General features: G+C 46.1%; 24 protein-coding genes, 2 tRNA genes and 1 other RNA gene. 4 read left to right on the top strand and 23 right to left on the bottom strand.

Annotated elements, in window-relative coordinates; translation table 11 throughout:
- Positions 1–46: 46 nt before the first annotated feature.
- From IE104_RS03445 to IE104_RS03390, 12 genes are all read right to left on the bottom strand, one after another.
- A complete protein-coding gene (locus IE104_RS03445) occupies positions 47–514 on the bottom strand; it encodes a Dps family protein (protein ID WP_189416065.1) in 468 nt (155 codons plus the stop codon).
- Positions 515–579: 65 nt separating this feature from the next.
- Positions 580–1,056, bottom strand: coding sequence for a GNAT family N-acetyltransferase (locus IE104_RS03440; protein WP_189416063.1), 477 nt, complete (start codon positions 1,054–1,056; stop codon positions 580–582).
- An 8-nt stretch (positions 1,057–1,064) separates the two neighbouring features.
- Positions 1,065–3,155 (bottom strand): VWA domain-containing protein, encoded by a 2,091-nt coding sequence (locus tag IE104_RS03435; protein WP_189416062.1) that lies wholly within the window; start codon positions 3,153–3,155, stop codon positions 1,065–1,067.
- Between the two features lie 169 nt (positions 3,156–3,324).
- A complete protein-coding gene (locus IE104_RS03430; protein WP_189416060.1) occupies positions 3,325–3,852 on the bottom strand; it encodes a hypothetical protein in 528 nt (175 codons plus the stop codon).
- An 8-nt stretch (positions 3,853–3,860) separates the two neighbouring features.
- Positions 3,861–4,301 (bottom strand): YcgN family cysteine cluster protein, encoded by a 441-nt coding sequence (locus IE104_RS03425; protein ID WP_189416059.1) that lies wholly within the window; start codon positions 4,299–4,301, stop codon positions 3,861–3,863.
- A 17-nt stretch (positions 4,302–4,318) separates the two neighbouring features.
- Positions 4,319–4,612, bottom strand: coding sequence for a YcgL domain-containing protein (locus IE104_RS03420; protein WP_189416058.1), 294 nt, complete (start codon positions 4,610–4,612; stop codon positions 4,319–4,321).
- A 27-nt stretch (positions 4,613–4,639) separates the two neighbouring features.
- Positions 4,640–5,827, bottom strand: coding sequence for a ribonuclease D (gene rnd, locus IE104_RS03415; protein ID WP_189416056.1), 1,188 nt, complete (start codon positions 5,825–5,827; stop codon positions 4,640–4,642).
- Between the two features lie 3 nt (positions 5,828–5,830).
- Positions 5,831–6,439 carry a recombination mediator RecR gene (gene recR / locus IE104_RS03410; protein ID WP_189416055.1) on the bottom strand — a complete coding sequence of 203 codons (609 nt, stop codon included), beginning with the start codon at positions 6,437–6,439 and terminating at the stop codon, positions 5,831–5,833.
- Positions 6,440–6,520: 81 nt separating this feature from the next.
- Complete coding sequence (locus IE104_RS03405) at positions 6,521–6,838, bottom strand: YbaB/EbfC family nucleoid-associated protein (protein ID WP_189416053.1); 318 nt, start codon at positions 6,836–6,838, stop codon at positions 6,521–6,523.
- A 59-nt stretch (positions 6,839–6,897) separates the two neighbouring features.
- Positions 6,898–8,844 (bottom strand): DNA polymerase III subunit gamma/tau, encoded by a 1,947-nt coding sequence (dnaX, locus tag IE104_RS03400; protein ID WP_189416052.1) that lies wholly within the window; start codon positions 8,842–8,844, stop codon positions 6,898–6,900.
- A 182-nt stretch (positions 8,845–9,026) separates the two neighbouring features.
- Positions 9,027–9,122: signal recognition particle sRNA small type (ffs, locus tag IE104_RS03395), an RNA gene on the bottom strand.
- 117 nt (positions 9,123–9,239) lie between these two features.
- On the bottom strand, positions 9,240–9,893 hold the full coding sequence (locus tag IE104_RS03390) for a YiaD family glycine zipper/OmpA-like lipoprotein (RefSeq protein ID WP_189416051.1): 654 nt from the start codon (positions 9,891–9,893) through the stop codon (positions 9,240–9,242).
- A 247-nt stretch (positions 9,894–10,140) separates the two neighbouring features.
- On the opposite strand from IE104_RS03390, the gene IE104_RS03385 reads away from it, so the two are divergent.
- Positions 10,141–10,659 (top strand): leucine-rich repeat domain-containing protein, encoded by a 519-nt coding sequence (locus tag IE104_RS03385; RefSeq protein ID WP_229837596.1) that lies wholly within the window; start codon positions 10,141–10,143, stop codon positions 10,657–10,659.
- 47 nt (positions 10,660–10,706) lie between these two features.
- Here IE104_RS03385 and IE104_RS03380 read toward each other — a convergent pair whose 3' ends face one another.
- From IE104_RS03380 to nadA, 7 genes are all read right to left on the bottom strand, one after another.
- Positions 10,707–10,973 carry a PilZ domain-containing protein gene (locus IE104_RS03380; RefSeq protein WP_189416049.1) on the bottom strand — a complete coding sequence of 89 codons (267 nt, stop codon included), beginning with the start codon at positions 10,971–10,973 and terminating at the stop codon, positions 10,707–10,709.
- A gap of 90 nt (positions 10,974–11,063) precedes the next feature.
- Positions 11,064–11,774 carry a phosphoribosylaminoimidazolesuccinocarboxamide synthase gene (gene purC, locus IE104_RS03375; protein WP_189416048.1) on the bottom strand — a complete coding sequence of 237 codons (711 nt, stop codon included), beginning with the start codon at positions 11,772–11,774 and terminating at the stop codon, positions 11,064–11,066.
- A gap of 52 nt (positions 11,775–11,826) precedes the next feature.
- Positions 11,827–12,618 (bottom strand): MBL fold metallo-hydrolase, encoded by a 792-nt coding sequence (locus IE104_RS03370; RefSeq protein ID WP_189418253.1) that lies wholly within the window; start codon positions 12,616–12,618, stop codon positions 11,827–11,829.
- A 24-nt stretch (positions 12,619–12,642) separates the two neighbouring features.
- Complete coding sequence (locus IE104_RS03365) at positions 12,643–13,866, bottom strand: NlpB/DapX family lipoprotein (RefSeq protein ID WP_229837595.1); 1,224 nt, start codon at positions 13,864–13,866, stop codon at positions 12,643–12,645.
- Between the two features lie 198 nt (positions 13,867–14,064).
- On the bottom strand, positions 14,065–15,444 hold the full coding sequence (locus IE104_RS03360) for an MFS transporter (protein ID WP_189416046.1): 1,380 nt from the start codon (positions 15,442–15,444) through the stop codon (positions 14,065–14,067).
- A 185-nt stretch (positions 15,445–15,629) separates the two neighbouring features.
- Positions 15,630–16,499, bottom strand: a complete 870-nt coding sequence (gene dapA / locus IE104_RS03355) for a 4-hydroxy-tetrahydrodipicolinate synthase (RefSeq protein ID WP_189416045.1) — start codon at positions 16,497–16,499, stop codon at positions 15,630–15,632.
- 123 nt (positions 16,500–16,622) lie between these two features.
- Positions 16,623–17,678 carry a quinolinate synthase NadA gene (nadA, locus tag IE104_RS03350; protein ID WP_189416044.1) on the bottom strand — a complete coding sequence of 352 codons (1,056 nt, stop codon included), beginning with the start codon at positions 17,676–17,678 and terminating at the stop codon, positions 16,623–16,625.
- Between the two features lie 335 nt (positions 17,679–18,013).
- Between nadA and IE104_RS03345 the strand changes: the two genes are divergently transcribed.
- Positions 18,014–18,802, top strand: coding sequence for a bestrophin-like domain (locus IE104_RS03345; RefSeq protein ID WP_189416042.1), 789 nt, complete (start codon positions 18,014–18,016; stop codon positions 18,800–18,802).
- Positions 18,803–18,924: 122 nt separating this feature from the next.
- Here the strand turns inward: IE104_RS03345 and IE104_RS03340 are convergent.
- Positions 18,925–19,000, bottom strand: a tRNA-Lys gene (locus tag IE104_RS03340).
- A 50-nt stretch (positions 19,001–19,050) separates the two neighbouring features.
- Positions 19,051–19,126: transfer RNA gene (locus IE104_RS03335), tRNA-Lys, on the bottom strand.
- A gap of 380 nt (positions 19,127–19,506) precedes the next feature.
- On the opposite strand from IE104_RS03335, the gene IE104_RS03330 reads away from it, so the two are divergent.
- Positions 19,507–23,406, top strand: a complete 3,900-nt coding sequence (locus IE104_RS03330; protein WP_189416041.1) for an EAL domain-containing protein — start codon at positions 19,507–19,509, stop codon at positions 23,404–23,406.
- 1 nt (position 23,407) lies between these two features.
- Here the strand turns inward: IE104_RS03330 and queC are convergent, their stop codons facing one another.
- Positions 23,408–24,088, bottom strand: a complete 681-nt coding sequence (gene queC, locus IE104_RS03325; RefSeq protein WP_189416040.1) for a 7-cyano-7-deazaguanine synthase QueC — start codon at positions 24,086–24,088, stop codon at positions 23,408–23,410.
- A 76-nt stretch (positions 24,089–24,164) separates the two neighbouring features.
- The gene (queE, locus tag IE104_RS03320) at positions 24,165–24,815 is read right to left on the bottom strand and encodes a 7-carboxy-7-deazaguanine synthase QueE (RefSeq protein ID WP_189416037.1); all 651 of its coding nucleotides are present in this window, start codon (positions 24,813–24,815) and stop codon (positions 24,165–24,167) included.
- A 365-nt stretch (positions 24,816–25,180) separates the two neighbouring features.
- On the opposite strand from queE, the gene IE104_RS03315 reads away from it, so the two are divergent.
- Positions 25,181–25,495: a hypothetical protein gene (locus IE104_RS03315; RefSeq protein WP_189416035.1), complete on the top strand. Its 315-nt coding sequence runs from the start codon at positions 25,181–25,183 to the stop codon at positions 25,493–25,495.
- Positions 25,496–25,508 lie beyond the last annotated feature (13 nt).

Raw genomic sequence — 25,508 nt, 5'->3', positions numbered from 1 at the left:
AAAAGCCGGCCCCTCACGGGATCGGCTTTTTTTATGTGCTGAGAAATTATTCGAGCAAGCTACGCAACATCCAGGCAGTTTTTTCGTGCAGCTGAATACGTTGGGTGAGTAAATCTGCAGTTGCTTCATCGTTGGCTTTTTCAACCACATCGTAAAGCGAGCGCGCAGTACGCACAACAGCTTCTTGCCCTTCAACTAACAAACGAATCATATCTTGCGCTTTTGGAATACCATCGTCTTCTTCAATACTGCTTAAGGTTGCAAATTGCTTGTAAGTTCCTGGCGCATAAACACCAAGCGAGCGAATACGCTCTGCAATTAGGTCCACAGCCAACGCGAGTTCGGTATATTGCGTTTCAAACATTAAATGTAAGGTTTGAAACATAGGCCCGGTGACATTCCAATGAAAATTATGGGTTTTTAAATAAAGGGTATAGGTGTCTGCCAGTAATCTGGATAAACCTTGCGCGATTTCCTGACGGTCTTGCTCGTTGATACCAATATTAATATTCATAGCAAATCTCCTTGGTTGATGCCGAATCATAGCGCCGGAAAAACGCAAGAACCAGTAGATTTTACTTATGGTTCTAATTGCGCCAAACCAGCGGAATTGATGTATCCCATAAGGAACCAACCGCGCTTGCGTTCACGATGGCGAATATACATCTCAGCTATATCCTGAGGAACTTGTTCTGGAGCGAGATGTGTAAATTGCAACGACAAATAAAAATGTTGCAGATGCGGAAGCGCATAACAATAACAGTTTGCTTCACCCAAACTTACCAGTAGCGTGCGCAATAAATAACTCGCTACTCCTTGGTTTCTCAAGGCTGGCTCAACACACAGATTTCGCAATAGGAAATGACCGGAACGCTGGGGAATTAAACGCGCTGCCGCAATAATGTTGCCTTCTAAGGCTAAGCTGTAAACACGCTCAAAGCGCCCGCATTTAACCCGATAATTACAACTGGAATAGAAGCGGTTAACCAAAGGCAACCGCAGTTCGCTGATAAGTTCAAATGTACACTTTTCTAAATCAACACGCAGATCCAACATCGTAAAGGCTATTTTTTGTCAGTAGGGTCATCCATACTATCCAAAGGGAATAATTTGTCCAGACTGGAATCATCATCACTCATGGGAATATGGGCTGGGTCTTCATCGGACAAATCAATTTCAGTTTTTTCCGGCGGCTTTTTTGTAACCGTTTTTTCTTCTGAAGCTTTACCAGAACTTTTTACGTCAGTTGCAGAGGTTGCGGCCAAAGTTTTTTCAAACTCCGCCAACTCATCTTTTGCCTTGCCGCCCATAAAAAATCTGTATGCAAAATAGATTGCGACTATCAACAATAAATTGCCCAAACCAATAGCGGCATACAGCAACATATTATTGGATTCTTCCGGCTTTTCTTCCACAGCTTTGGGTTCTTCTTTAGCTACAGATGAAGCTTGCTCAGCCTTTTTAATGGTGTGTGTAAAAGTATCTGCGTGTAAGGTTTCATCTAACTTACCACCATCCAACAAATCGCCTTGTGCACGAATATCAATATTATATTCACCTTCCTGGATGGGCGAGAAAGAGAACTCCCAGCGATTGGAATCCAGCAAGCTTAGATTTTTATCGAGATTGTTGTTTTGTGAATTTTTTATACTCACGCTCACTTGTGTTTTTTTGATATCAACTATTTTCTCATCGGTAGATATTTTATAGGTGTAGGTCGTTTTACCATGCTCATCATCAGCTTTGGTTTTTTCCAAAACCAGCAGGCTGTCTCGCACCGTTAAGCTGTGTTTGAACTCTCGTTTAAAGGTTTTTCCATCAACATATATGTGCAGTTCATAATCACCTGTTGAAGGAAAAGTGTTCAAACTTTGGTGAAAAAAGCCGTCTGCCGGTGGTACAGATGCGGTAAACGAAGCGCTGGTGTTTTCTTCGGTGTTATCTTTAGCCACTATGGCGTTAGCTTCTATTAAACCCAAAAATTCTTTATCAGTAATGGTTTTTTCATTTTCTTGAAACGAGTAGGACACCGGCAATGCATCATTGCTATGAATATTGTTCTTTAGAGGATCAACAATCAATTGCAAATTACTCACCACGGTAATGCGGCTCTGCGGCGCTATCTCGGTCTTTATTTTCCATTGCCCGGCTTTGGGTAAATCCGCCGTAATCAAATCGTATTTATCTGTGCGATACCAATTGATTCCGTCGCCGGGGTTAGTGGCAGAATATTCCTTGCCTTCAGGCGATTCTATAACAGTTCTGTCTTCGCCGGGTTTACGGAAAATGAGCGCGGTAAATTCTTTAATACTGGCGTCAACTAAAAAGCCGTTATTTTCCAAAGGAACGCGTTCTGCAGGAACTGCTTGATCAAATATTTTTAAAAACACACTCATCAATTGATCAGCAGAAACCGCTAATGTGTAAACACCGTCGGTCGCTATGGAGATTTTCTTCAGTAAATCCATGTCAGAATTTTCAGAGAGCGCAATGGTGTGAACAACGTAGCCCGCTGATTTCAAGCTAGGCAGAATGTCGTTAATAATGCGCTGACGCTCGGTATTATTCCCCACCGCATCTTTGCCAATATCAACCACACCATCGGTCAATAACACTATATGGGTTTTGTAATCGGGACTGAGGGAGTTTTTGTCAAAACTAACTTCATCCAACCCCTTGCCGATATTGGTATACATGGCAATAGAATTGATTTCGTTGGATTTAGCAGCAGCTTGTTTACGCCAGGCAGCGTCCACTGGCTTGAAAGGCATGAGCATATTGACCGAGTTACCAAACGTCCAAACACCCGCGCGGCTTTTATCTGGCAATAAGCGGACAATCAAATCCAGTGCTGGCTTGCGCAAATTTTTAGGATCGGTTTGCTTCATGCTGCCCGATACATCTATAAGCACACGCACATCTGAAGGCAATATTTTTGCCGCTTTATTATCACTGGCAGTTTTTGTTGCAGCGCTACTTTTGGCGTCTGCGGACGTTTTAGTGTCTTCTTTTTTTACCGCTTTTTCATTTTTGGATTGAGTTACCGCAGAAGAATGACTAGCTTCTTTCGCGGGCTCTGAAGTCTGCGCGAATGCACCAGGCGTAACCGAAAAGCATGCCGATAAAATGAGAAGTAAAAATATTCTGTTGCGCATAATCAGAGCCTTCTGTCAGGCGGCGATAAGGTTAAATGTCCCAAGGTTCACAATTGAATTCCCGGGTAATATCTTCATTCATTTATAGCACTAAAATGGCAAATCGCCATTTTCCTGACACCTTAAATAAAAAAAGCCGGCTGAGCCGGCTTTTTGATGTAAATTAAAACTAATCCCTGATGGCACGCATGGGCACTTCGCCTTTCAACAATTCTTCTCGCGCCTCGAACTCATCGCGACTCAAGCCGCGCGACGACGAGCGCACAACGGGCGTTTCATGGCGACGTCCACCATGGTGTTCTAACCGGCGGGAATTTCGGGAGCTAGAGGATTGAGTGCCTCTGGGTTTATTGCGCGGTGATTTTTGTTCGCCCGATTTGCGGGTAAGCACTACAAATACCAACACCAGGATTATCCCAATCAACCAAATACCCACCATGAGTTTTATGAGCGGCGTTATCGCTGGCAAGCCTTGCGACATACCTTCAAATACCAGCGTGTAAATGGCAGGTGCCATAGTCATGGTTTCTGCATCTATTGCATAAGGCGTGAACAGCAGAGTCAGGACAGTAACAACTGCTGCGTAGCGGACAAAACGCCATGCCCAAATAAACATCCACCAAGCGGCGATTGTGCAGCCAAGGCTGCCAGCGAAATAGATCGCCCACGCATATTGTATTGTTGTGATTTGACTCATGATTCTCCTTACACCCAACGCACAATGTGATCTTCAAGATCGTCGGGGTTGACTGAATTTTCGTGCACAACTTGCCCTGCTACTGACATACCCGCTTTATGAACTGAATCTGGATCGCCGGATATCAATGGATGCCAGTCAAATAGTGGAATGCCTTCATCAATTAAACGATAGGCACAGGTTTCAGGCAACCAATATGTATCTTTAACAGATTCCGGCGTAAGCGTAATGCAATCGGGAACATGTTTTTGGCGCTCCGCGTAAACCTGGCATTTACATGTATCGTGATCGAGAAAACGACACGCCACTTTGGTGTAATAAACATCGCCGGTGTCTTCATCTTCCAATTTATGCAGGCAACATTTGCCGCAGCCATCGCACAGAGACTCAAACTCTGCGGGAGACATTTCATGCAATTTTTTCGCACGCCAAAAAACTTGTACTGGCATTTTACTTAACCTGCACCTTAACCTGAAAGTTTGGAATTTTTTGTGCGCATAGCCTGCATTTCCGGATCTTGCTCGTTGCGCGGCGGCAATTGTAAATAATAACCTTGCGACTCAAGGCTTTCTGCGACTTTCTCGACACTCACGCGTGCTAATTTTTTTTCCGGCGTTAGCAACAACACCATAGCGGGTTGAGGTGTACCAAAAAGTCTCAATAATTCTTCTGGAACTTTACTGATTCCATCTTCTTTTTTAACGTAAAGATACATGCCCTCTTCTTTTGGGCTACGATAAATCTGGCAAATAATTTTCATTAGTTTGGTTACTCAATAACAGTTTGCTTATTCGATGATGGTGGGTGAAACAGATTCTTCAGCATCCAAACTGTTAATACCTACTGTGGTATTTTGAGCGACCTCTAATAATCCTTTTCCGATAATTTCATATCGCCAGCCAAGTAAACGCTCAGGCAAACTATAAGTTCCGCCTTTTAACCCGGAACGCGCTATAGCTTCATATTCTCTTTTACGAATTAACAATTCAGGAGGCAGGCTCAACCCCTCCGCCACATCGCGAACATATTTTTTTAAGGATTTCATCAAGGGTGCTTCGCTAAGTGCTAGCGGTGCATCCAAACGCGCAGGCCAAGTGGCTGGATTCGTGGCGGCGCTGTCCTGAATGATTCTTAACAAGGTTTCGGTATCGTTGCGCAAAGTACGCGAAGGAATATCTTCTATGCGCTGCAAATGCGCAGCGTCCTGCGGTTGCTTACGTGCGATTTCAAATAACGAAGGCTCTTTGATTAAACGATTGCGCGGAATATCGCGCGCACGCGATTCAACTTCACGCCAAATGCAAAGATCGCGCAATATAGCCAATTCCAGCGGCCGCAACTTCCACGCAAAACCGACTTTATGAAAAGCTTCAGCATAATCATCAGGCTTACGCGCATTAACAACTAAATCTGCACAATCACTTTTCACCCATTGCAAACGCTCGCTTGCTTTCAAAGTTTGTAGCAACTTGCCGTACACAATCAGCATGTGTGCAACATCCAGCGCAGCATATTTTAATTGCGACGTACTTAGAGGACGTTGCAACCAGTCAGAGCGAGTTTCATCTTTGGGAATTTCAATCGCAAGAACTGCTTTCACCAAACCCGCGTAACCGAGGGAAAAACCAAAACCAGCGAAGGCAGCTGCAATTTGCGTATCAAAAATGGGGGACGGAACCACACCTAACAAACGCTCAAATACTTCAATATCTTCAGAACACGAGTGCAAAACCTTTACAACTTGCTCATCCAACATCAGTTCGCGCAAAGATGAAAAATCCTGGATAGCGAGCGGATCAATTAAATAACTGGTTTTGCCATCGCCAAGTTGAATCAAACCTGCAATTGGATAAAAAGTATCCGTGCGCATAAATTCGGTATCGACGGCAATTGCTGCTTGCTGACGCAAGCGTGTGCACAAATCTGCAAGCTCTGCATCCTGCGCAATCCAAACCGGTTCTGTGGAAATAATCATAAATTAAAAACTTCTACGGCTAGAGAACGCGTGCGCCAGGGTTCCACCATCAATAAATTCCAATTCGCCGCCCAGCGGAACACCGTGTGCAATTCGCGAAACAAGAACATTGTGGTGCTTAGCGCGCTCGCTAATGTAATAAGCCGTAGCTTCACCTTCGACGGTGGGATTTGTGGCAAGAATAATTTCTTTAATGGGTTCAGCATTTGCTGTTGCTTGCTGTAACAAATTAATAAGTTGGTCGATACCAATATCTTCTGGCCCTATACCATCAATAGGTGATAAATGGCCGAGCAATACAAAATATTTACCTTGATAAGTACCCGCTTGCTCAATGGCTAAAACATCTGCAGGTGTTTCAACAACACAAATAATGCTGCTGTCGCGACGTGCGTTATTACAAATACCGCAAAAGTCCTGCTCAGTAAGTGTGCGGCAACTTTTGCAGCGGCCGACACCTTCCACGGCTTTATGTAAACTCTGCGCTAAACGTTCTGCACCTTCACGATCGCGCTCCAATAAATGCAAAGCCATACGTTGCGCCGATTTCGGCCCAACGCCAGGTAAGCAGCGCAGAGATGACATAAGTTCGTCGATTAAGGGGCTGAACATTTATTAAATTTTCTCAAGATTTATTCGGTAATAACGTTATGTAAATCGAGTCGTCCCGCTTAACAAAATATTTATTTCAAATTAAAACGGCATTTTAAAATCTGCAGGCAAACCCATACCGGCAGTCATCTTGGCCATTTGATCCCGATTTTGGGTTTCAACTTTTCTTACGGCATCATTCACTGCAGCTGCAAGTAAATCTTCCAGCATTTCTTTATCTTCACTCATCAAGCTCGCATCAATATTCACGCGCTTAACATCGTGTCGGCCCGTCATTACTACCGAAACCAAACCTGCTCCCGCTTCGCCTTTCACTTCTGCATGAGCGAGGTCTTCCTGCATTTTTTGCATGTTGGCTTGCATTTGTTGCGCTTGTTTCATTAAGTCGCCGATGTTCATAGCTACCTCTTTTTCAATTACAAAATTAAATGGCTTGACCAAAATTGGCCTGACCAAAACTAAATGGCCTGAATAGTATCTTCACGCAGGGTTGCGCCAAAATGTTCAATCAATTGCTGCACAATTGGATCAGTTTTAATTGCATTCACCGCATTGGCATAACGCTCTTCCTGATGGCGCTTGGCAATCAGCGCTGGTGTTTCAGCGGTTAATTTTCCCGGTTGAATTTTTACGTGTACACGCTCGATAAAATAATTGCTGAGCAAATCCGCTAAGCGCTGCTGATGACTTGGGTCATAAAGCGTGCTGTTGTTTTCATCCACAATAAATTGAAATTCATTGCCGTTACGCGCAACCAATTGGCAATTAGCGACGGTACTTTGCAGAATTCCAGTTACACCCAGACCTAAATAAATTTCTGGCCAATCCTGCGGTGAAGCTTGCTCGTAAGGAACTTTGCGAACCGCTTTCGCGGTAACGGGCGGCAACTCAGGAGCGAGCGGTTGAATAACTTCTCGTGCAGGAGGAGGTGCAATGATTTCAGGCTTGGTTTCAATAATGACTGCCGCCTGGGTTTCAGGCGTTTCAGACTTTTTTGGTTCAGGTACCTCATTAACAGAACCATAATCGCCTGCATCCAGATACGCAGGTGCATCCGAATATTCATCATACTCATCACCGCTGATTTCCGGCGCATTATCGTAAGGGCCATCAAAAGGTGGAGGTGTTTGGGATGGCGCCGACACTGGCACTGGCGCAGCAGAAGGCGCGGTTTGCACTGATTGAGGCGCAGCCTGAACAGGTGCGACTTGCGGCGCAACAGCTGCGGGTGAAACATTTGCCTGAGCAGCTACAACAGCAGGTGCCGGTCTTGCTTGCGCTGAAGATTGCGGCAAGGATTGAGTCGGCACATCAATTACGCCTTGCGGCTTAAATGCCAACATGCGCAGAAGCACCATTTCAAAACCGGCGCGGGCATCAGGTGCCAGCGGTAAATCGCGGCGGCCGAGCAATGCAGTTTGATAAAACAATTGCACATCTTCAGCCGGTAATTGCTGTGCAAGTTGCATGATCCGCTCTTTATCACCGTGGCTGTTATCCACTGCCTCTGGCAAGGCTTGGGCAATCGCAATTCGGTGCAAAACAGACAGCATTTCCGCTAACGCATTCGCATAGTCTGGCGCTTGTTCCGCCATATTTTGCACCGCACCCAGAACTGCTTTGCCATCCAGCGAAGCCAGCGCATTAACGATTTCATACACCGCCGCTTGGTCCAAAGTGCCTAGCATTGCAGCAACTTCGGCCTGGGTGATTTTGCCTGAACCGTAGGAAATGGATTGATCTGTGAGGCTTAGAGCATCGCGCATACTGCCGTCGGCAGCTCGGCCCAACAGCCAGAGCGCGCTTTCTTCAAATGGAATGACTTCCTGCTCAAGCACAAACTTGAGGTGATTGACGATGCGCTCGGGCGTCATGTTTTTAAGATTGAACTGCAAACAGCGCGACAGGATTGTCATTGGGAGCTTTTGCGGATCAGTCGTCGCCAGCAGGAATTTTACATGCGGTGGCGGTTCTTCCAGTGTTTTCAGCAATGCGTTGAAACTGCTGTTGGAGAGCATGTGAACTTCGTCGATCAAATATACTTTGTAACGGCCGCGAGTGGGCGCGTATTGGACGTTCTCTAAGAGCTCGCGGGTGTCTTCAACTTTGGTGCGCGAGGCCGCATCCACTTCAATCAAATCGACAAAACGGCCTTCGGCAATTTCACGGCAAGCAGAGCAAGTACCGCAGGGTTCGGAGCTCACACCGGTTTCACAGTTCAAACACTTCGCCAAAATACGTGCGATGGTGGTTTTACCTACACCTCGGGTACCGGTAAACAGATAAGCATGATGCAAACGGTTGTGATCAAGCGCGTTAATCAGCGCCTGCAGGACATGCTCCTGCCCAACCATTTCGCGGAAAATACGCGGACGCCATTTGCGAGCGAGAACTTGATAACTCATGCCAATTGCTAACCCTTAAATGTCCGCAGGCGGACTTAGAAAAACGAATGGGAAGATCGCCAAAATTGAAAGCAATTATAGCCTTACAGGGTGCAAATAGACACGTGAAAGATCGCGCAAAGGCAGCGAGCAGGATGAAAAACGAATGGGGATTTAAAGAATAAAACTGGAGTTGGAGGCAATCTAACCAGCCACACCCCGGCACATAACTAACTGCTACCGTTGCTCCCTTCCGGGCCTGGCGGGGTTCACAGGTCATTATTGCGAGGGGACCGGCTAGATCACCATTGCGGCTTGCAAAATCAGCTGGGCACCTTGCAAGAGGCGCGCATTATCAACAGTTTCATTTCGCATTGCAAGGCGCAATTGCACTTGCAATGCTACTTGGACGACAACTATTGTTGAATCGGGATTAATTTGATTTCTACGCGGCGGTTAGCTTGGCGTCCATCTTCACTGGCATTGCTAGCGATAGGATTCGCAGGGCCATAACCAGCAGAATCGATGCGCTCACTTGCTACGCCCTGCGCCAACAAATAAGTGCGAACACTGTTTGCGCGCTCTTCACTCAAGCGTTGGTTGAACGACAAAGGCCCGGTTGAATCCGTAAAGCCGCTGATGCGTACAGTGGTTTGATCATACTGTTTCAGCGCTTGTGCAACGGAGTTTAATACCGAGTAAAAGTCCGAACGTATGTCAGATTTGCCAACCGCAAAAGTGATATTGCCAGGCATGATCAAATTCAGATCATTGCCTTGGCGATTAACCTGTACACCACTGTCTTTCAGCTTTTCGCGCAATTCTTTTTCTTGCTTGTCCATATAATGGCCAACGCCACCGCCAACTGCAGCGCCCAGCACTGCGCCTGTTACAGCGCCGCGACCGCGGTCACTTTTACTCGATACGGCAGCGCCCAATACTGCGCCTGCAATGGCCCCAATACCAGCGCCTTTGCCAGTTTTATTAGGGTTTTGCTCGCCGGTTTGCTGATCTACAGTCGCACAACCTGTGAATGCGATAATCGATAAAAATACAATTAGTTTTTTCATGATGTGTGTGTCTCTCGTTAAAAAATCAAAGAAAAATCCTACGAACCTTAAGTCTTTCCAATACTCTATCAACAGCGAAGGCGAGCGTGCTACAGACGCGGACACCTATAAAAACTCTTATGCAACTGGCAGGTTTTAAATCCACAAAGCGGTTGGCAAGCTTGAACGAGGCTGCCAGAATGACCTTCAATTACAAGGTCTGAATTAGTCAGCACTGCCAATCAGGTACATAACAGGCACATTCATTATGCACAGCAAATATATCTACAAAATCCTTGGCGTAATTTTGGTAAGCACTATCGCTGGCTGCAAAAATTACTCAGTTAGTGTGAACAACAATATTGTTTATACACCGCCATCATTATTTAAAGACTTCACAATTGCAGATGCTCACTTACGTTCATGTGTTGAGCAAACAATTCTGGACAACAAAATCTCCAAAGCTGAAGACTTAAAGCAGCTCAACTGCAGCCATGCGGGCATTAGTTCACTCGCCGGGCTGGAAAAGTTTCATGCAATTGAACAATTAAATCTGGCTGAGAACTCGCTGCAATCCGTAGCGCCCATTACCAACTTCAGTAAATTGAAGGTCTTGATCCTACGCAAAAATAACTTAACCAGTGCTGAACCATTGTTGCATCTGTTAGCGCTGAAAGAAGTGGATGTTTCAGATAACGCAAAATTAGCGTGCCGCGATTTAAAACAGCTCGCCACTAATTTTCAGCATGGGAATTTGAAGCTGGTATTGCCAGAGCAGTGCCACTAAATAAAAAAAGCCATGCAGCAAAACTGCATGGCTTTTTTACTATGGAATTAACGTACAAACATTAAACCAATAGTATTCCTGAACTGGTGCATCACTTTCATGCGTACAGGCTCATGGTTAATTGGGCCAATGGATTTTCTAAACATCACCATGACCTCTGTTCCGATCGGAGGGCAAGGTTGGTTTTCAATTTGCACCTGTGCACCGCCATCTGATACGTCTTTAGCAAAACCTACAATAGTGCCAAAACTGGGATTGCTCATTTCCACTCGCACTGACGTGGTGGTCCGCTCAAATAGACGTCTTTCGTTCACAGCAGATCTCCTTAATTTTATAGCGTTTATAAGCAGAGATCTAAGGGCAACAAAGTGCCCCTAGTTACATCTTAATTAATCACACGCGTCTTAAAAGGTTAAACCCAAACGGTTACCTACAATTTCATAAGACTCAACAACATTCCCTAAATTTTGACGGAAGCGGTCTTTATCCAATTTCTCGCGCGTGTCTTTATCCCACAGGCGGCAGCCATCGGGAGAGAACTCATCACCCAGAATAACTTCGCCTTTGAACAAACCGAATTCCACTTTGAAATCCACCAGCAACATATTGCCGCTAGCAAACAATTCTTTTAAAACGGCGTTAATTTTGAACGTTAATTCTTTCATGCGTGCCAATTGTTCAGTGGTCGCCCAACCAAAAGATTGAACGTGCGATTCGTTAACCATTGGGTCACCGAGCGCATCATTTTTCAAAAACAGTTCAAAGGTAGGTGGATTCAATTCCAAACCTTCTTGCACCCCCAAACGACGCACCAACGAACCAGCAGCTAGATTGCGCACAACGCATTCAACCGGAATCATTTCCATTTTTTTCACAAGCACTTCGTTGTCGGACAACAACTTTTCAAAGTGAGTTGGAATACCTGCTGCTTGCAACTTACCCATGATGAAGGCATTGAACTTGTTGTTCACCATACCTTTACGATCCAACTGCTCGATTCTCTTACCATCGAATGCAGAGGTATCGTTACGGAAAACCATGATCACGCGATCTGGATCATCGGTTTTGTAAACAGATTTGGCTTTGCCCGCATAGAGCTCTTCGCGCTTTTCCATTGTTGTACTCACTTAAGTTGAAATTAATTCTAGTCGACTTTTACGATAATGCTCAGGCGCTCGCGGCTATGCGCTCCACCTGAACAACTGCCAGCCAATCAAAGCCTTGATCCTGGCAGGCGTAGGTTACTTGTTGCACGGCTTGGGTAACAGGTTCAAGTGCTGCACGCGCTACGTCCAAAGAATTGTTCTTTTGGCTGATATGCGCCACCACCAGATGTTGCAAACGTCGGGTATCGATTCGCTGCAGAAAACCCGCTGCTTGCTGATTGCTTAAATGCCCCCATTGACCACCGACCCGCTGCTTAAGCGAGGGGGGATAAGGACCTGATGCGAGCATAAAAGGATCGTGATTAGCTTCCAACAGGATCGCATCACACGCCTGATAGGCCGCTTCTACATGGGGTGTAATACTACCTAAATCCGTGAGTATTCCCAAGCGCAAGCCTTCATATTCGAAGACAAATTGCGCCGGCTCACGCGCATCATGGGGCACTGCAACGGGATTTACCTGCAAACCCTCCAACTGGAAAGGCGTATAGGCATGGATGAGATTGAGCTTGGGTAGCTCACCCAAATCCCTGCTGTGATAAGTTCCGGGAGTCATATACACGGGAATATCGTAGCGGCGCGCTAGAGCGGGCACGCCTTTGATGTGATCCGAGTGTTCGTGGGTAACCAGGATAGCGGTTAAATCGCGCGCGGTTTTACCGAGGCGCGCCATACGCAACTCGGTTTCCTTCACGGTAAATCCGCAGTCAATCAGGAGTGAACCTTGCGCCCACTCCACCAAGGTGGCGTTACCCCTGCTTCCGCTTCCCAGGGAAGCAAAGCGCAAGCGCACGCCGGTAGAAAACAGATCCAACACTTATATCAAGTTCTTACGCAACTTGGTAATCAGCTCACGTGCTTCGCGCGGTTTTAGACGTTTGCCGTAAGGATCGCGCACACGGATCAAATAATCTCCTGGCTTGCCGGTGACAACCACCAGATAACCGGGTGCATCTTTCAGATTTTTTTCGTCATCACGAATTGAGTAAGGCGCAGATTCAAAAGCCTCACCTTTCAACATATTCGCGGTGATTTTTTCCAAACTATAAGGCGTGGTTGCCGCTTTTGGCTTACCTGCACCTATATGAAACACACGCTTGAACCAACCCGGTTTCGCATCTTCCGGATTTTTGTAGTACACGTAGAACATGCCGGTGCTTGCATCTGACTCAAATAATTGGAAACCGTCGCGCTTGGCGGCATAGGCGATAGTCGCCATGGTGCGGGTTTTATCCAATTTTAAAGTCATGACAGGTTCGTTTTTAAACATACCCAAAGCGGCTTTGGCAGAGGCAGTACTGCTAATACCTTGCGCCAACATTGAGGTGCCGCCTTCAGTCGTATCGCTGGCCAGAGTCGCTGCCAGTTCATCCAACAGCCACTTCTCACGCTCGGGATTCGCTGATTTTGACGGCCACTCAGGGTCTTTTACAGGCTTGGTCGCGCTAGCAACGCTCATATGGGTGATATGAATTTCACTCGTCTCAGGCTGGATGCCCTGATCGATTTGCAGGCGATATTTATCCTGGCTGTTCAGATCAGTTTTAAATTGCAGCCAATCCGTTTCAATAATCCCCTGCTTCAAGTCTGCACGGGTTACGCTCAAGTTGTTCGCGTTAAGGAAGTTACGAATACGCGGCCAGAGTTCACCCGGCGCATCATTTACCAAAATCCAGGAATTCTCGCCTACACGTTGAATTTTTACGCTGTCTTGCAACATGTTGGCAGACAAAGGCATGGGGCGTGGAACTTCGTATTCAGAGGCCGTAGCGTCATAACCGAAATCGGCGGCACTAATTGGCGGGATGGGATACAACTCACCCAAGGCTTCTTTATTTGTGCTAGCTGGCAACACCAAAGGAGGCAGACTATCGGCTTTCAGATAATCATTTTCGCGATTGCGGAAAACACCATCATCGCCAAAAAATACACCGCAACCTGAGAGCGACACACTTAAACAGGCCAAGCATCCTAAACGAACCAAAACTGTTGAAAATGAAGAGGATGATACAGTCCGGGCCTTTGTAGTCATTAAATTCATGAAAATTCTCTAAGAGGATAAAACCGAATATCTAATTGCCAAATCTTGCACATAAATCCGCGCATCCCAAGGCTTGCTTCTAGACACGGGCAAGCTAATAAAGTTCGGGAGGCGGCCGACGAGACCAAGCCTATAGCTTCAGGCTCGCCAGCTTAAGTTATTACATCAATACCTGCAGCACAATTTTGCGAAGCGATCTTACAAATCTGAAATTGGCTTATATTTAGGCACCAACGAAACCATAATCCCCAATGCGATTAAGTAAGCCACAGCACAAATTCCAAACATAATGGCGTACCCGGTATAAATTTCACCCAAAGCGCCATAATAGTCGAACAACCAGCCACCTAATTTAGACAGAGCAACACCACCCAATCCGCCAGCCATACCGCCAATACCTACCACTGACGCCACTGCTTTTTTAGGGAACATATCAGAAACAGTGGTGAAAATATTACAGGACCACGCCTGATGCGCCGACGCGCCAATGCCAATCAACAATACCGGAACCCAATAGCTGTAGGAGCCGAAGGGTTGCGCCAACAAAACCACCAAGGGGAAAAGTGCAATAACAAACATGGCGCGGATGCGGCCATCGTAAACGTTGTAACCCTTATTCATAAAATAAGTGGGGAACCAGCCGCCGCCAATACTTCCTATCATGGTCATACTGTAGAGCACAGCCAGTGGAATCATAATCTCGGTTTTGTGCAATCCAAATTGTGCTTCCAAATACTTGGGCAACCAAAATAGATAGAACCACCAAACGCCATCCGTCATAAATTTACCAGAGGCAAATGCCCAGGTTTGGCGATAGCCAAGCAATTTGAACCAGGAAGTTTTTTCTTCTTTAGTCGTTACCGGGGCAATAGGCTCGTCGTTATCGCTATTGATGTACGCGAGTTCAGTTGGAGATAAACGCTTTTGTTTATGCGGGGCATCATAAAAAACAAACCAAAAACCCATCCACACAAAACCTACCGCACCCACAAGAATAAACGCCGTTTGCCAACCCCAATGAGCGGCAATCCAGGGCACAAGTAAGGGTGCCAAGATAGCACCAACATTTGCACCCGAGTTAAAAATACCGGTTGCAAAAGAGCGTTCTTTTTTAGGGAAATATTCGGCAGTCGCTTTAATGGCAGCGGGGAAGTTTCCCGCTTCACCAAACGCCAGCACTGCACGGGAAATCATAAAACCGGCAATGGATACTGGAACCGCGGCAAGGCCTGCAAGCGCCAATATATTATTGGTGAACTCGCCCATTGGAATGGCGTAGGCATGCATGATAGCGCCAATGGACCAAACAATAATGGCAGCAATGTAGCCAGCACGGGTGCCTAATATATCGATGATGCGCCCGGCAAAGAGCATTGAAATAGCGTACACGAATTGGAATACAGCGGTAATGTTGGCGTAATCGCTGTTGGTCCAACCAAACTCTTTGGAAAGATCGGGAGCGAGAAGACTAAGAACTTGTCGGTCGAGATAATTAACGGTAGTGGCAAAAAAAATCAGCGCACAAATTGTCCAACGATATCTGCCAATATTGGCATTGACTTGATTAAGACTGCTCATGTGTTCTCTCTGTCTGGTTAAGTTTTTATATACCCATTACGATTGCTGAAATCGCTTTTGATTGTTGTGTTTGGTACCAAACCGATGCCGATTGGAAAACTTTATAATTATTGGTGAAGCTTATTAATGGAGCTAATTAAAACACTAGAGTAGCTCCACTGCCTTGTGACAGTAGAGCTTAATACTTATTTTGCTGCGCTCAAAGCCGCTGCAACTTGCGCTTGGTATTGCTCAGCCAAAGGTGTCAGTGGCAGACGGATTCCGGATTTAATCAATCCCAATTGCTCAACCGCCCACTTAACAGGAATTGGGTTTGACTCCACAAACATTGCATCGTGCAATGGAAGCAAGCGTTGGTTAATTGCACGCGCTTCTTCTGCCTTACCCGCCAAAGCCAATTCACACATACGTGCAATTTGATTAGGTACTACGTTGGCCGTTACCGATATATCACCTTTGCCGCCCAACAGAATCAGTTCAACTGCGGTGGCGTCGTCGCCAGAAATAATGGCAAAACTGTCAGGAGCTTGATCGATTAATGCTTTAGCGCGCACCAAATCGCCCGTTGCTTCTTTAATACCAATAATATTGGGAATAGTTGCAATACGCAGGGCAGTTTCAGTCTTCATATCCACACCGGTGCGGCCCGGTACGTTGTAGAGGATCTGGGGAATCGCCACTGACTGGGCAATATGCTGATGATGCAAAAACAAACCTTCCTGGGTTGGTTTGTTGTAGTAAGGAGTCACCAAAAGACAAGCATCTACCCCCACATCTTTGGCAGCTTGCGTCAGCTCAACAGCTTCGGACGTAGAGTTTGCGCCAGTGCCAGCAATAACTGGAATACGGCCGTTAACTTGATCAACAACTTTTTTAACAACGGCCAAATGCTCTTCAACACTCAAGGTAGCGGATTCACCGGTAGTGCCCATGGCAACTATAGCGTGGGTGCCTTGCTCAAGGTGCCACTCAACCAACTTGTGCAGGCTCGCCCAATCGAGTGAGTTATCTGCGTTCATTGGTGTTACTAGGGCAACCATACTACCTTGGATCATCAAAAGCTCCGTTAGCTAATAAAATGTAGCGCACACTAAATTCAGGAAGGCGCAATGGTACTGAGTGAGAGGCTGGGAGACAAGCAAAAGCCCCATCTACTGAATGTTAATTTCAGGATTTGCTTACTTTTTAAAGTCCAGCATGCGCTGCAGCGGAATCATGGCTTGTCTTGCCAACTCAGGGTCTACATGAATCTCGTTATCATCGCGATCAAACACATTGACCAGGTTGTCCAACACGTTCATTGCCATCCAGGGGCAATTGGCGCAAGAACGGCAAGTCGCACCGCTACCGGCAGTCGGGGCGATATGGAAAACCTTGTCAGGATTCAACTGCTGCATCTTGTAGAAAATGCCCTGGTCGGTGGCGACAATAAATTCTTTGTTGGGCAGGGTTTGCGCGGCTTTAATTAGTTGTGAGGTTGAGCCTGCAACATCCGCCAAATCTACCACGGCTTTGGGTGATTCGGGGTGAACAAGCACAGCGGCATTGGGGTAAAGCGTTTTTAAATCTTCAACGCCTTTCGCTTTAAACTCTTCGTGCACGATGCAGGCGCCATCCCAAAGTAGCACGTCCGCACCGGTTTTTTGCTGCACATAGGTACCCAAATGCTTGTCCGGCGCCCACAGGATTTTCTTACCCTGGCGATCGAGATAATCCACCACATCCAAAGCGATACTAGAAGTCACCACCCAATCAGCCCGCGCTTTTACAGCAGCGGAGGTGTTGGCGTACACCACTACAGTGCGGTCGGGATTGGCATCACAGAAAGCTGAAAACTCATCAATTGGACAACCTAAGTCCAGAGAACAGGTGGCCTCCAGCGTAGGCATAAGAACGCGCTTATGAGGGGTGAGAATTTTGGCGGTTTCGCCCATGAACTTTACGCCGGCAACAATCAGGGTATCGGCCGGGTGATTTTTACCAAAGCGCGCCATTTCCAATGAATCTGACACACAGCCGCCCGTTTCTTCTGCCAACGCCTGGATAAGAGGATCTGTGTAGTAATGGGCAACCAACACGGCGTTGTGCTGTTTCAATAGAGCCTTAATACGGGCGATGTAATCTGCTTGTTGTTCAGGCGTGTATTGCGGGGCATTCCAGGCACGGGCAAGGTGCTCGCGGACCAGTTCCTGAGCGTTGGTGCTGGCTGCACCCATATGTAGTAGTTCAGTCATTGCCCGCTCCCCTTATTAAACCAAGCCGTACAGCTAAAAATGAGGCGCGATTCTATCACAGCAAAAATAGAATTTATGAGCGAAAAGCGGTAAGTGATATGACAACCGCTAAAAACACAGGCTGGTAATAAATCATTTGGAGCAGCCTCAATATCTGATTCCAAGTCTTTTTAGGTTGGAATTAAACGCTTCAAGTCAGCTATTTTGTAAGCGCTATATGCCGCAATCAAAGATGCCGAGCAAAATTACCCAATTTACAACGCCAAACAATAAGCTATACATATGTAATCTGCTCTTTCGCCACGAACCGTACACAACCGCCCGGAGTTCGCTGCATGAATTTATATTGGCTTTATGATTTACCAAATTGGCTATTTTGTGCGCTTGTAGTAGTGGCTTTCGTGACATTTTCAATGTTGGGTTTATGGTTGAGCCGTCGTTTGGTATTGCGCTTTATTGGTAAACACCCCAACAACGACATAGTCAGTTTTTATCTGGCTGCTGTTGGCGTATTTTATGGGATAACCCTTGGATTGATTGCTGTTAGCACCTATACAAGCTACTCCGAGGCTGGCGACATAGCCTCGCAAGAAGCAGCTGCGATTAGTGCTTTATATCGCGATATAAACAGCTACCCGGAACCTGAGCGCAGCAAGCTACGCCAGCAAGTTAAAGAATATGTGCGCATAGTGATTGAAGACGTATGGCCGCGACAGCAACAAGGTGAGGCGCCCATGTTTGGCACCCATCAACTCAATCAGATAAATACGACTCTACTTGAATTTACCCCGAATACCGAGCGCGAAAAAATCATTCATACAGAGGCACTCAACCAGTTCAATAACGCACTTACGCAAAATAGTTTGCGCCTGCAAAGCGTCCAAAGTGGCCTGCCAGCAACTATGTATATGGTGATTATTATTGGAGCTCTACTCAATATTATGGTGAGCTGGTTGTTTATTATTGAAAATTTTCGCCTGCAAAGTTTGCTCAACATACTTATGGCGGGATTGTTAGGTTTGTTGGTTTTTTTAATTGCGGTAATGGATTATCCATATCGCGGTGACTACAGCATAAAGCCGGACGGACTTGAGTTTGTGCGGGATAATATTATGAAAGAGTAAAGCGGGAACTGGCCACTCGCATATGGGATGCCCACAGGACAGAACGAAACATACAGGCCAGACGAAAAAAGGATGCCATTTGGCATCCTTTTTTCGTTTATTCACAGCGCAAGGCTTGAAAATGGTGGGTCGTGCGGGATTCGAACCTGCGACCAATTGGTTAAAAGCCAACTGCTCTACCGACTGAGCTAACGACCCAAACTTGGGTGCTTTGAATACTGGTAAACACACATATCCAAAGCTAAATATGGTGGGTCGTGCGGGATTCGAACCTGCGACCAATTGGTTAAAAGCCAACTGCTCTACCGACTGAGCTAACGACCCAAAAGTCTTAATCAAGGAGACCTAATTAAGAGGCGCGTATAATAATGTTTTACTCTGAAAAGACAAGCCTTTTTTACGCCTATCTCCCTAAATCGAAAGGAAAAAAAGTGAATTGATTATTTAAAAGGCAAGTTGTCGTCCCAGTAACTACTCGAACAACATGGCTTTTGTCTATGTATCTGCCAAGTTATGTAAAGAAAATCAGAGCAAAACGCCAAACCCAATCTATCCTATAAGCAGAGCACGTACTTTAATGCACGCCTGATCCTAGAAGCCTACCTAGAGAAGCCTAACTAGAAAAGGATCGTCATGAATAGATTTGCCCACCTTCGGCAAGAGCTCGCTATAGAAAAGATCACGCTGTTCGCAGAGAGCAATTCATGCACCTTGTGTCACCCAAGCTGGGAAGATTTCAGCCTTATATCCACAGGCTGACTCAAAATGCGCTTGTCACCCTCGCCTACCTTATGACGGGCTGGCTTGGGCTGTGCGTACCCTTTACCTCATCCAAAGTAACTTTGTTCTGGCTGCCAACTGGTATAGCCATTGCGGCGCTTTATCGGTGGTCGATTCAAGTTTGGCCGGGTATTTTTCTCGGCGCTCTTCTTATTAACTTGACCACTGGCTCCAATCAGCTTGTCAATGTTCTTATCGCCCTTGGCAATACATTGGGTCCTCTGGCTACCTTCTTACTTTTGCGTCGCCTCGATTGCCAGGTACTTTTTATGCACAGGGCCAACGCTTTGTGCTTCCTCGCCATATCGGTTTCTACCATGCTGATACCGGTCACCATCGGCAGCCTGGCGCTCACTTACATTGCGCACTACAACCTGGACCGATACACACTTCTCGCATGGTGGATGGGCGATAGCCTCGGAGCATTGCTCGCAGCGCCCTTTTTGATTGGTTTGACGATCGACAACCTGCGCAAGTTACTTGATAAAAGAATCGAAACCATCTCCATTCTTGCGGTCAGTTTTTTTGTTGCACTGCTCTGCTTCCCGCTCAATAACTTTGCTAACAACCTTCACTTGCCAATCGTCTTTACTAGTTTTATCTGCGTGGCCTGGGCCGCGCTGCGGTTGGGATTATTGGGAGGCACGCTTTGCACAATTGGATTTAGTTTTATTGCCATATGGTCAACCGTTAACGGACTTGGCCCTTTCACCGCAAGCGACACGCATATCAGCTACTACCTAATTTGGCTGTATTCAGCCAGCCTCACCTTGTTAAGTTTGATGATCACCATTGCGAGCGCAGAAATCGCCTATAAATCCGAGCGATTGCTTGAAATGAGCATCGCCCGCAATGAACAACAAAAGCATATTCAAGCCGTTATTCAAACTATCCCCGACTTATTGTTTGAAGTGGACCGTAAAGGTAATTGCTTGTCCGCCACAGGTTCATCGCCTATTGCCGAATTTTCGGCAGCGGCTATTTTGGGCAAACATATTCCCAGCATATTGCCACCCAAAACCTTAACGACCTGGAAAAAAGCGTTAGCTGAAGCAGACGATTGGGGAATCTCGCAAGGTAAAACAATTGAGTATGAACACCGCCCCAACTCGCTTTGGTTTGAACTTTCAATTTCCAAACGACTTGGCGACCAACGCGATGATGATCGTTTTATTTGTCTTGCTCGCAACATTACCAAGCGCATGTCTGATCACAAAACTGACCTTGCCAACGAGCAGCGCTTCCGCAACATTTTTGAAAGCACCACCAATATTGCCGTACAAGGTTACAACCGCTTTCACGAAGTTATTTTTTGGAACAAAGCGAGCGAAGATCTCTACGGATTTAAAGCTGTCGATGTTATGGGACAAAAACTGGAAGACTTAATTATTCCAGATTTTATGCGCAGCGGCGTTTATGAAGCGATTGAAAACTGGCATCTACTTGGCCACGCAATTCCTTCCGGTGAAATTCCGCTGCAAGATAAAGATGGCAATGAAGTATGGGTGTATTCCAATCACGTATTGATCCAAACACCAAACGACAAAGAGATGTATTGCCTGGATATTGATTTGGGTCCACAGCGTCGCGCCTTGCAAAGCCTTGAGCAAGAATTACAAGAACGCAAACAAGTTGAACATGCATTGCGCCAAAGCGAACACCGCCTTGAGCGCGCACAAATGATGGCGCGTGTTGCGCATTGGAGTTGGGATCCTGAAAGCGATAATTACAATTTCAGCTCGTCCATGAGCGAATTATTTAACTTGCCAAGCCATGCACTCAAAGGCCAGTTTAAAAAATTTATTGCGAGCGCTGTTTTGGTTGAGGACCGCAAAGCTTTCCGGCAAGCATTAAATAACTGCTTGGCAACCGCATCCAACATATCAATTGAAATGCGCATTAAGGTTGGTGGAAAAGTTTTTTGCCTTGATGCGCAGGGCAGCATTAACATCAATGATGGCACTCCGCTAGTACAAGGAACTTTTCAAGATATTACCGAGCGTAAGCGTTTGGATGCTGCACTCAGAACCGCAGCAACTGACTCTGCCGATGCACCGGACTTTTTTGAAACCTTATTAAAATCCTTGAGCGATGCCATAGGCGCTGAACATGCTTTAATTAGCTTAACCAACCCTCTCAATACTGATGAAGCAAATGCGCACACTTATCTGATCAGAGGGGCGCGTCAACCAAACTTTAATTATCTTTTTGCAGGCACAGCCTGCGCCGATATTTTGCGCGACCAGACCTGCTTCATTGCAGAGGGTGCTTACCAGCAATATCCCGGCAATAGCATGTACCAACAACACAAAATCGAAGGTATTCTCGGAGCCGCCATTAAAAATACTGACGGAGTTTCTATTGGCACCTTATCAGTATTAGCCGAACATCCGCTGCCTATTTCAGCGCAAACGCAAGCTCTTATATTAATTTTCGCGGAACGCATTTCAGGTGAAATGCGCCGTGCCAATGATCAGGAAAAAATCTTCAACCTGGCATTTTTTGATCCACTAACACGCTTGCCCAACAGACGTATGATGCTGGACAGATTAAAACTCATTACCGCCCAAAGTGCACGCACCGGAAACCACGCTGCCTTACTTTTTATTGACCTCGATCACTTTAAGTTACTCAACGATACGCGGGGCCATCACATCGGCGATCAACTGTTAATTCAAGTTGCCGAGCGCATTAGCAACTTTATTCGCGCTACAGATCTCGCTGTGCGTTTGGGCGGTGATGAATTTGTTGTGGTTTTTGACAACTTAAGTGTTGACGCCGAGCTCGCCGCAATTGAAGCCAAAAGCCGCGCAGAACAATTGCATGAATTAATTAATTTGCCCTACCCATTACAGCAAACCGTATTTCATTGCACGATCAGTATTGGGGTAAATCTGTTTAACAACCAAAGCGCATCGATTGATGATTTATTACGGCACGCCGACGTGGCCATGTACCAAGCTAAAGACAGCGGTCGCAATGCCATCCGGTTTTTTGATCCGCATATGCAATCGCGTCTTGAAACGCGTGCAAGCATAGAAACTGATTTGCGACGCGCCTATGAATTGGAAAATCAACTTATTCCTTATTACCAAATCCAGGTTGACTCAAGCGGTCGCGCATTGGGCGCTGAATTATTATTGCGCTGGAAACACCCTACCAAAGGCATGATTCCACCCTCAGATTTTATTCCTGTTGCAGAGCAGACAGGTTTGATTGTGGGTATTGGTAAAGATGTTATTAAATTTGCCTGCGCGCAAATTAACGAGTGGAGTAAACAGCCCGATTTTGAACACCTGACCATCTCTGTGAATGTGAGCCCCGTGCAATTTAACCAAGCGAGCTTTGTGGAGGACGTACTTAAAATTGTGCGCGAAAGCAATATAGATCCACAGCGTTTGAAATTGGAATTGACCGAAAGCTCGCTGCTTAAGAATGTTGATCAAAGCATCGAAAAAATGCAGGAGTTGCAAGCACAAGGCATAGCCTTTGCGATGGACGATTTTGGAATTGGCTACTCGTCACTTTCTTATTTAAAACGCCTGCCACTTTATCAACTGAAAATTGATCAATCTTTCGTGCGCGATATTACCATTGACCCCAATGATGCAATTATTGTTTGCACCATCATCGCCATGGCAAAAAATATGAATTTGAATGTGCTCGCCGAAGGCGTTGAAACCAAAGAGCAAAAAGAATTTTTGGAAGAAAATGGTTGCCCCATATTCCAAGGTTATTATTTTGGCCGCCCTGTCGCTATCGAAGAATTTGAAGTGCAGCTGCGCCAACATTTAGCTCAGCCGCAAAGTCACGCGCTTATATAAATCAGGCTTTTATATACAGAGTTGGATCAACAACGCCGGCTTGCTCAAAACCAGCTTTACGTAAACGACAACTATCGCACTTACCGCATGCTTCGCCTTTGTCATTTGCTTGATAACATGACACCGTCAAACTGTAATCAACACCCAAACCCATACCGAGTTTAATAATATCGCCTTTACTTAAATCGATGAGCGGCGTGCGAATTTTTAAATGACCACCCTCTGCTCCCGCACGTGTTGCAAGGTTCGCCATTTTTTCAAACGCAGCAATATATTCAGGGCGACAATCCGGGTAACCGGAAAAATCTACCGCGTTAACACCAATAAAAATATCCTCTGCACCCAAGACTTCTGCCCAACCCAACGCAATCGATAAAAATACGGTATTGCGCGCAGGCACATAAGTAATTGGAATACCCGCAGTTTCATGCTCTGGTACGGCGATAGATTCATCTGTCAATGCCGAGCCGCCAATAGTGCGTAAATCCAAACTAATAACTTTGTGTGCAATTGCACCCATAGCCTTGGCGGTGCGTTCTGCTGCAAATAATTCGACGCGATGACGCTGACCGTAATCAAAACTCATGGTGTAGCAGTCGTAACCTTCGCTACGCGCAATGGCAAGCGCGGTAGTTGAATCCAATCCACCTGAGACAAGGACTACCGCTTTTTTTGATGACATATACATAACCTAAATTTAAACAAATTTAACTGCGAAATTAAATGACACTCAGCGTTAAGGAATTAATTGAATGGCATCAATGACCCGGAACATCATTCCACAGGAGCTTATGCAGTTGTAGTTGAAAGCGAACTTTTAAATTGTCTGCCAGAATCCACTCCGCTAATTCGAGCGGCTGAATCTGGCCAAAACTTGGGGAAAAAAGTACATCGGATACTTTTTCGGCGAGCGCAAATTCATCTAGCTTGAAACGCGCCCACTCGTAATCTTCACGACTGCAAATTACAAATTTAATTTGGTCCTGCGGTGTAAGTACCGGAATATTTTCCCAGCGATTGCGCGCGACTTCACCGGAACCGGGGGTTTTTAAATCCATCACTTTGATCACGCGCGGATCAACCGCATCTACCGCCAAGGCACCGCTGGTTTCCAGCGAAACCTGATAACCCGCATCGCACAATAATGTTAGCAATTTCAGGCATTCGCGTTGCGCCAAGGGCTCTCCACCAGTTACGCAAATATAGCGTGGATTGTAGCTTGCAACCTTTTCCAGAATGACGTTTAGCGATAGGCGTTCACCCCCATAAAATGCGTATTCAGAATCACAATAACAGCAACGCAGGGGGCAGCCAGTCAGGCGCACAAATACTGTCGGTAAACCTACAGTGGTGGATTCACCTTGCAAGGAGTAAAAAATCTCGGTGATTTTCAAACTGGCTTGAGTCATAGCAACCTGAAACTACGTAATAGATGGAACAACCTGGTTAGAACGGAACAACTTTGGAAAGGGGGCAACACTATAGCCAACGTGGGCGAAATTCAGCCACCCGCAAAAAAGAGCGGCAGTTTACCCAAAGCGCGGCCCATAAGCGAGAAAGCGCAGTAATAGAAGCGAGAAAGCGCAGTAAACAGAGCGAGAAAGCCTATCAATAGAAAACAATAAAGAGCCTTAATAAAAGAGATAAAGCTCAAGGACGAGCGATGAAAACGCTGCCAGCAATTATAGCTTAAGCGTTGCCGAGCCAGTCTTGCGGCTGCTATGCTGGCAAATGGCCCTTGAATTTGTAGATCTACGAGCAGACAAATAGCAGTATGAAACCCACCAAAACCAGACGCGAATTGCATGCGGAGCTGCAGGCGCAAATCGATTCCTTTTTGCAAGAAGGCGGTAGCGTCAATGAAGTTCCGCGCGGTTTGAGCGGCCGCCCCTATGCGCAGGCGCCGCTAATGAGCATTTTCGAGGGCCAAAGCCAGGAAGATCGAACCCCGATTCCAGAAGTTGTTGCCGCTATTGAAGCGCGTCGCAAACCCCAAGCGTCTTTAAAGCACTTTAAACCTCGCCCTAAAAAGAAAGTCATTTTGGACGATTTTGGCCAGCCACTGCGTTGGGAATGGGTAGAAGAATAAAGCCCCAATAGTA

The organism is Cellvibrio zantedeschiae, assembly GCF_014652535.1.
In the GTDB taxonomy this organism is placed as follows: Bacteria; Pseudomonadota; Gammaproteobacteria; order Pseudomonadales; family Cellvibrionaceae; genus Cellvibrio; species Cellvibrio zantedeschiae.
The sequence above is the reverse complement of the archived record's forward strand: the minus strand, read 5'-3'. Positions and strand labels throughout refer to the sequence as shown.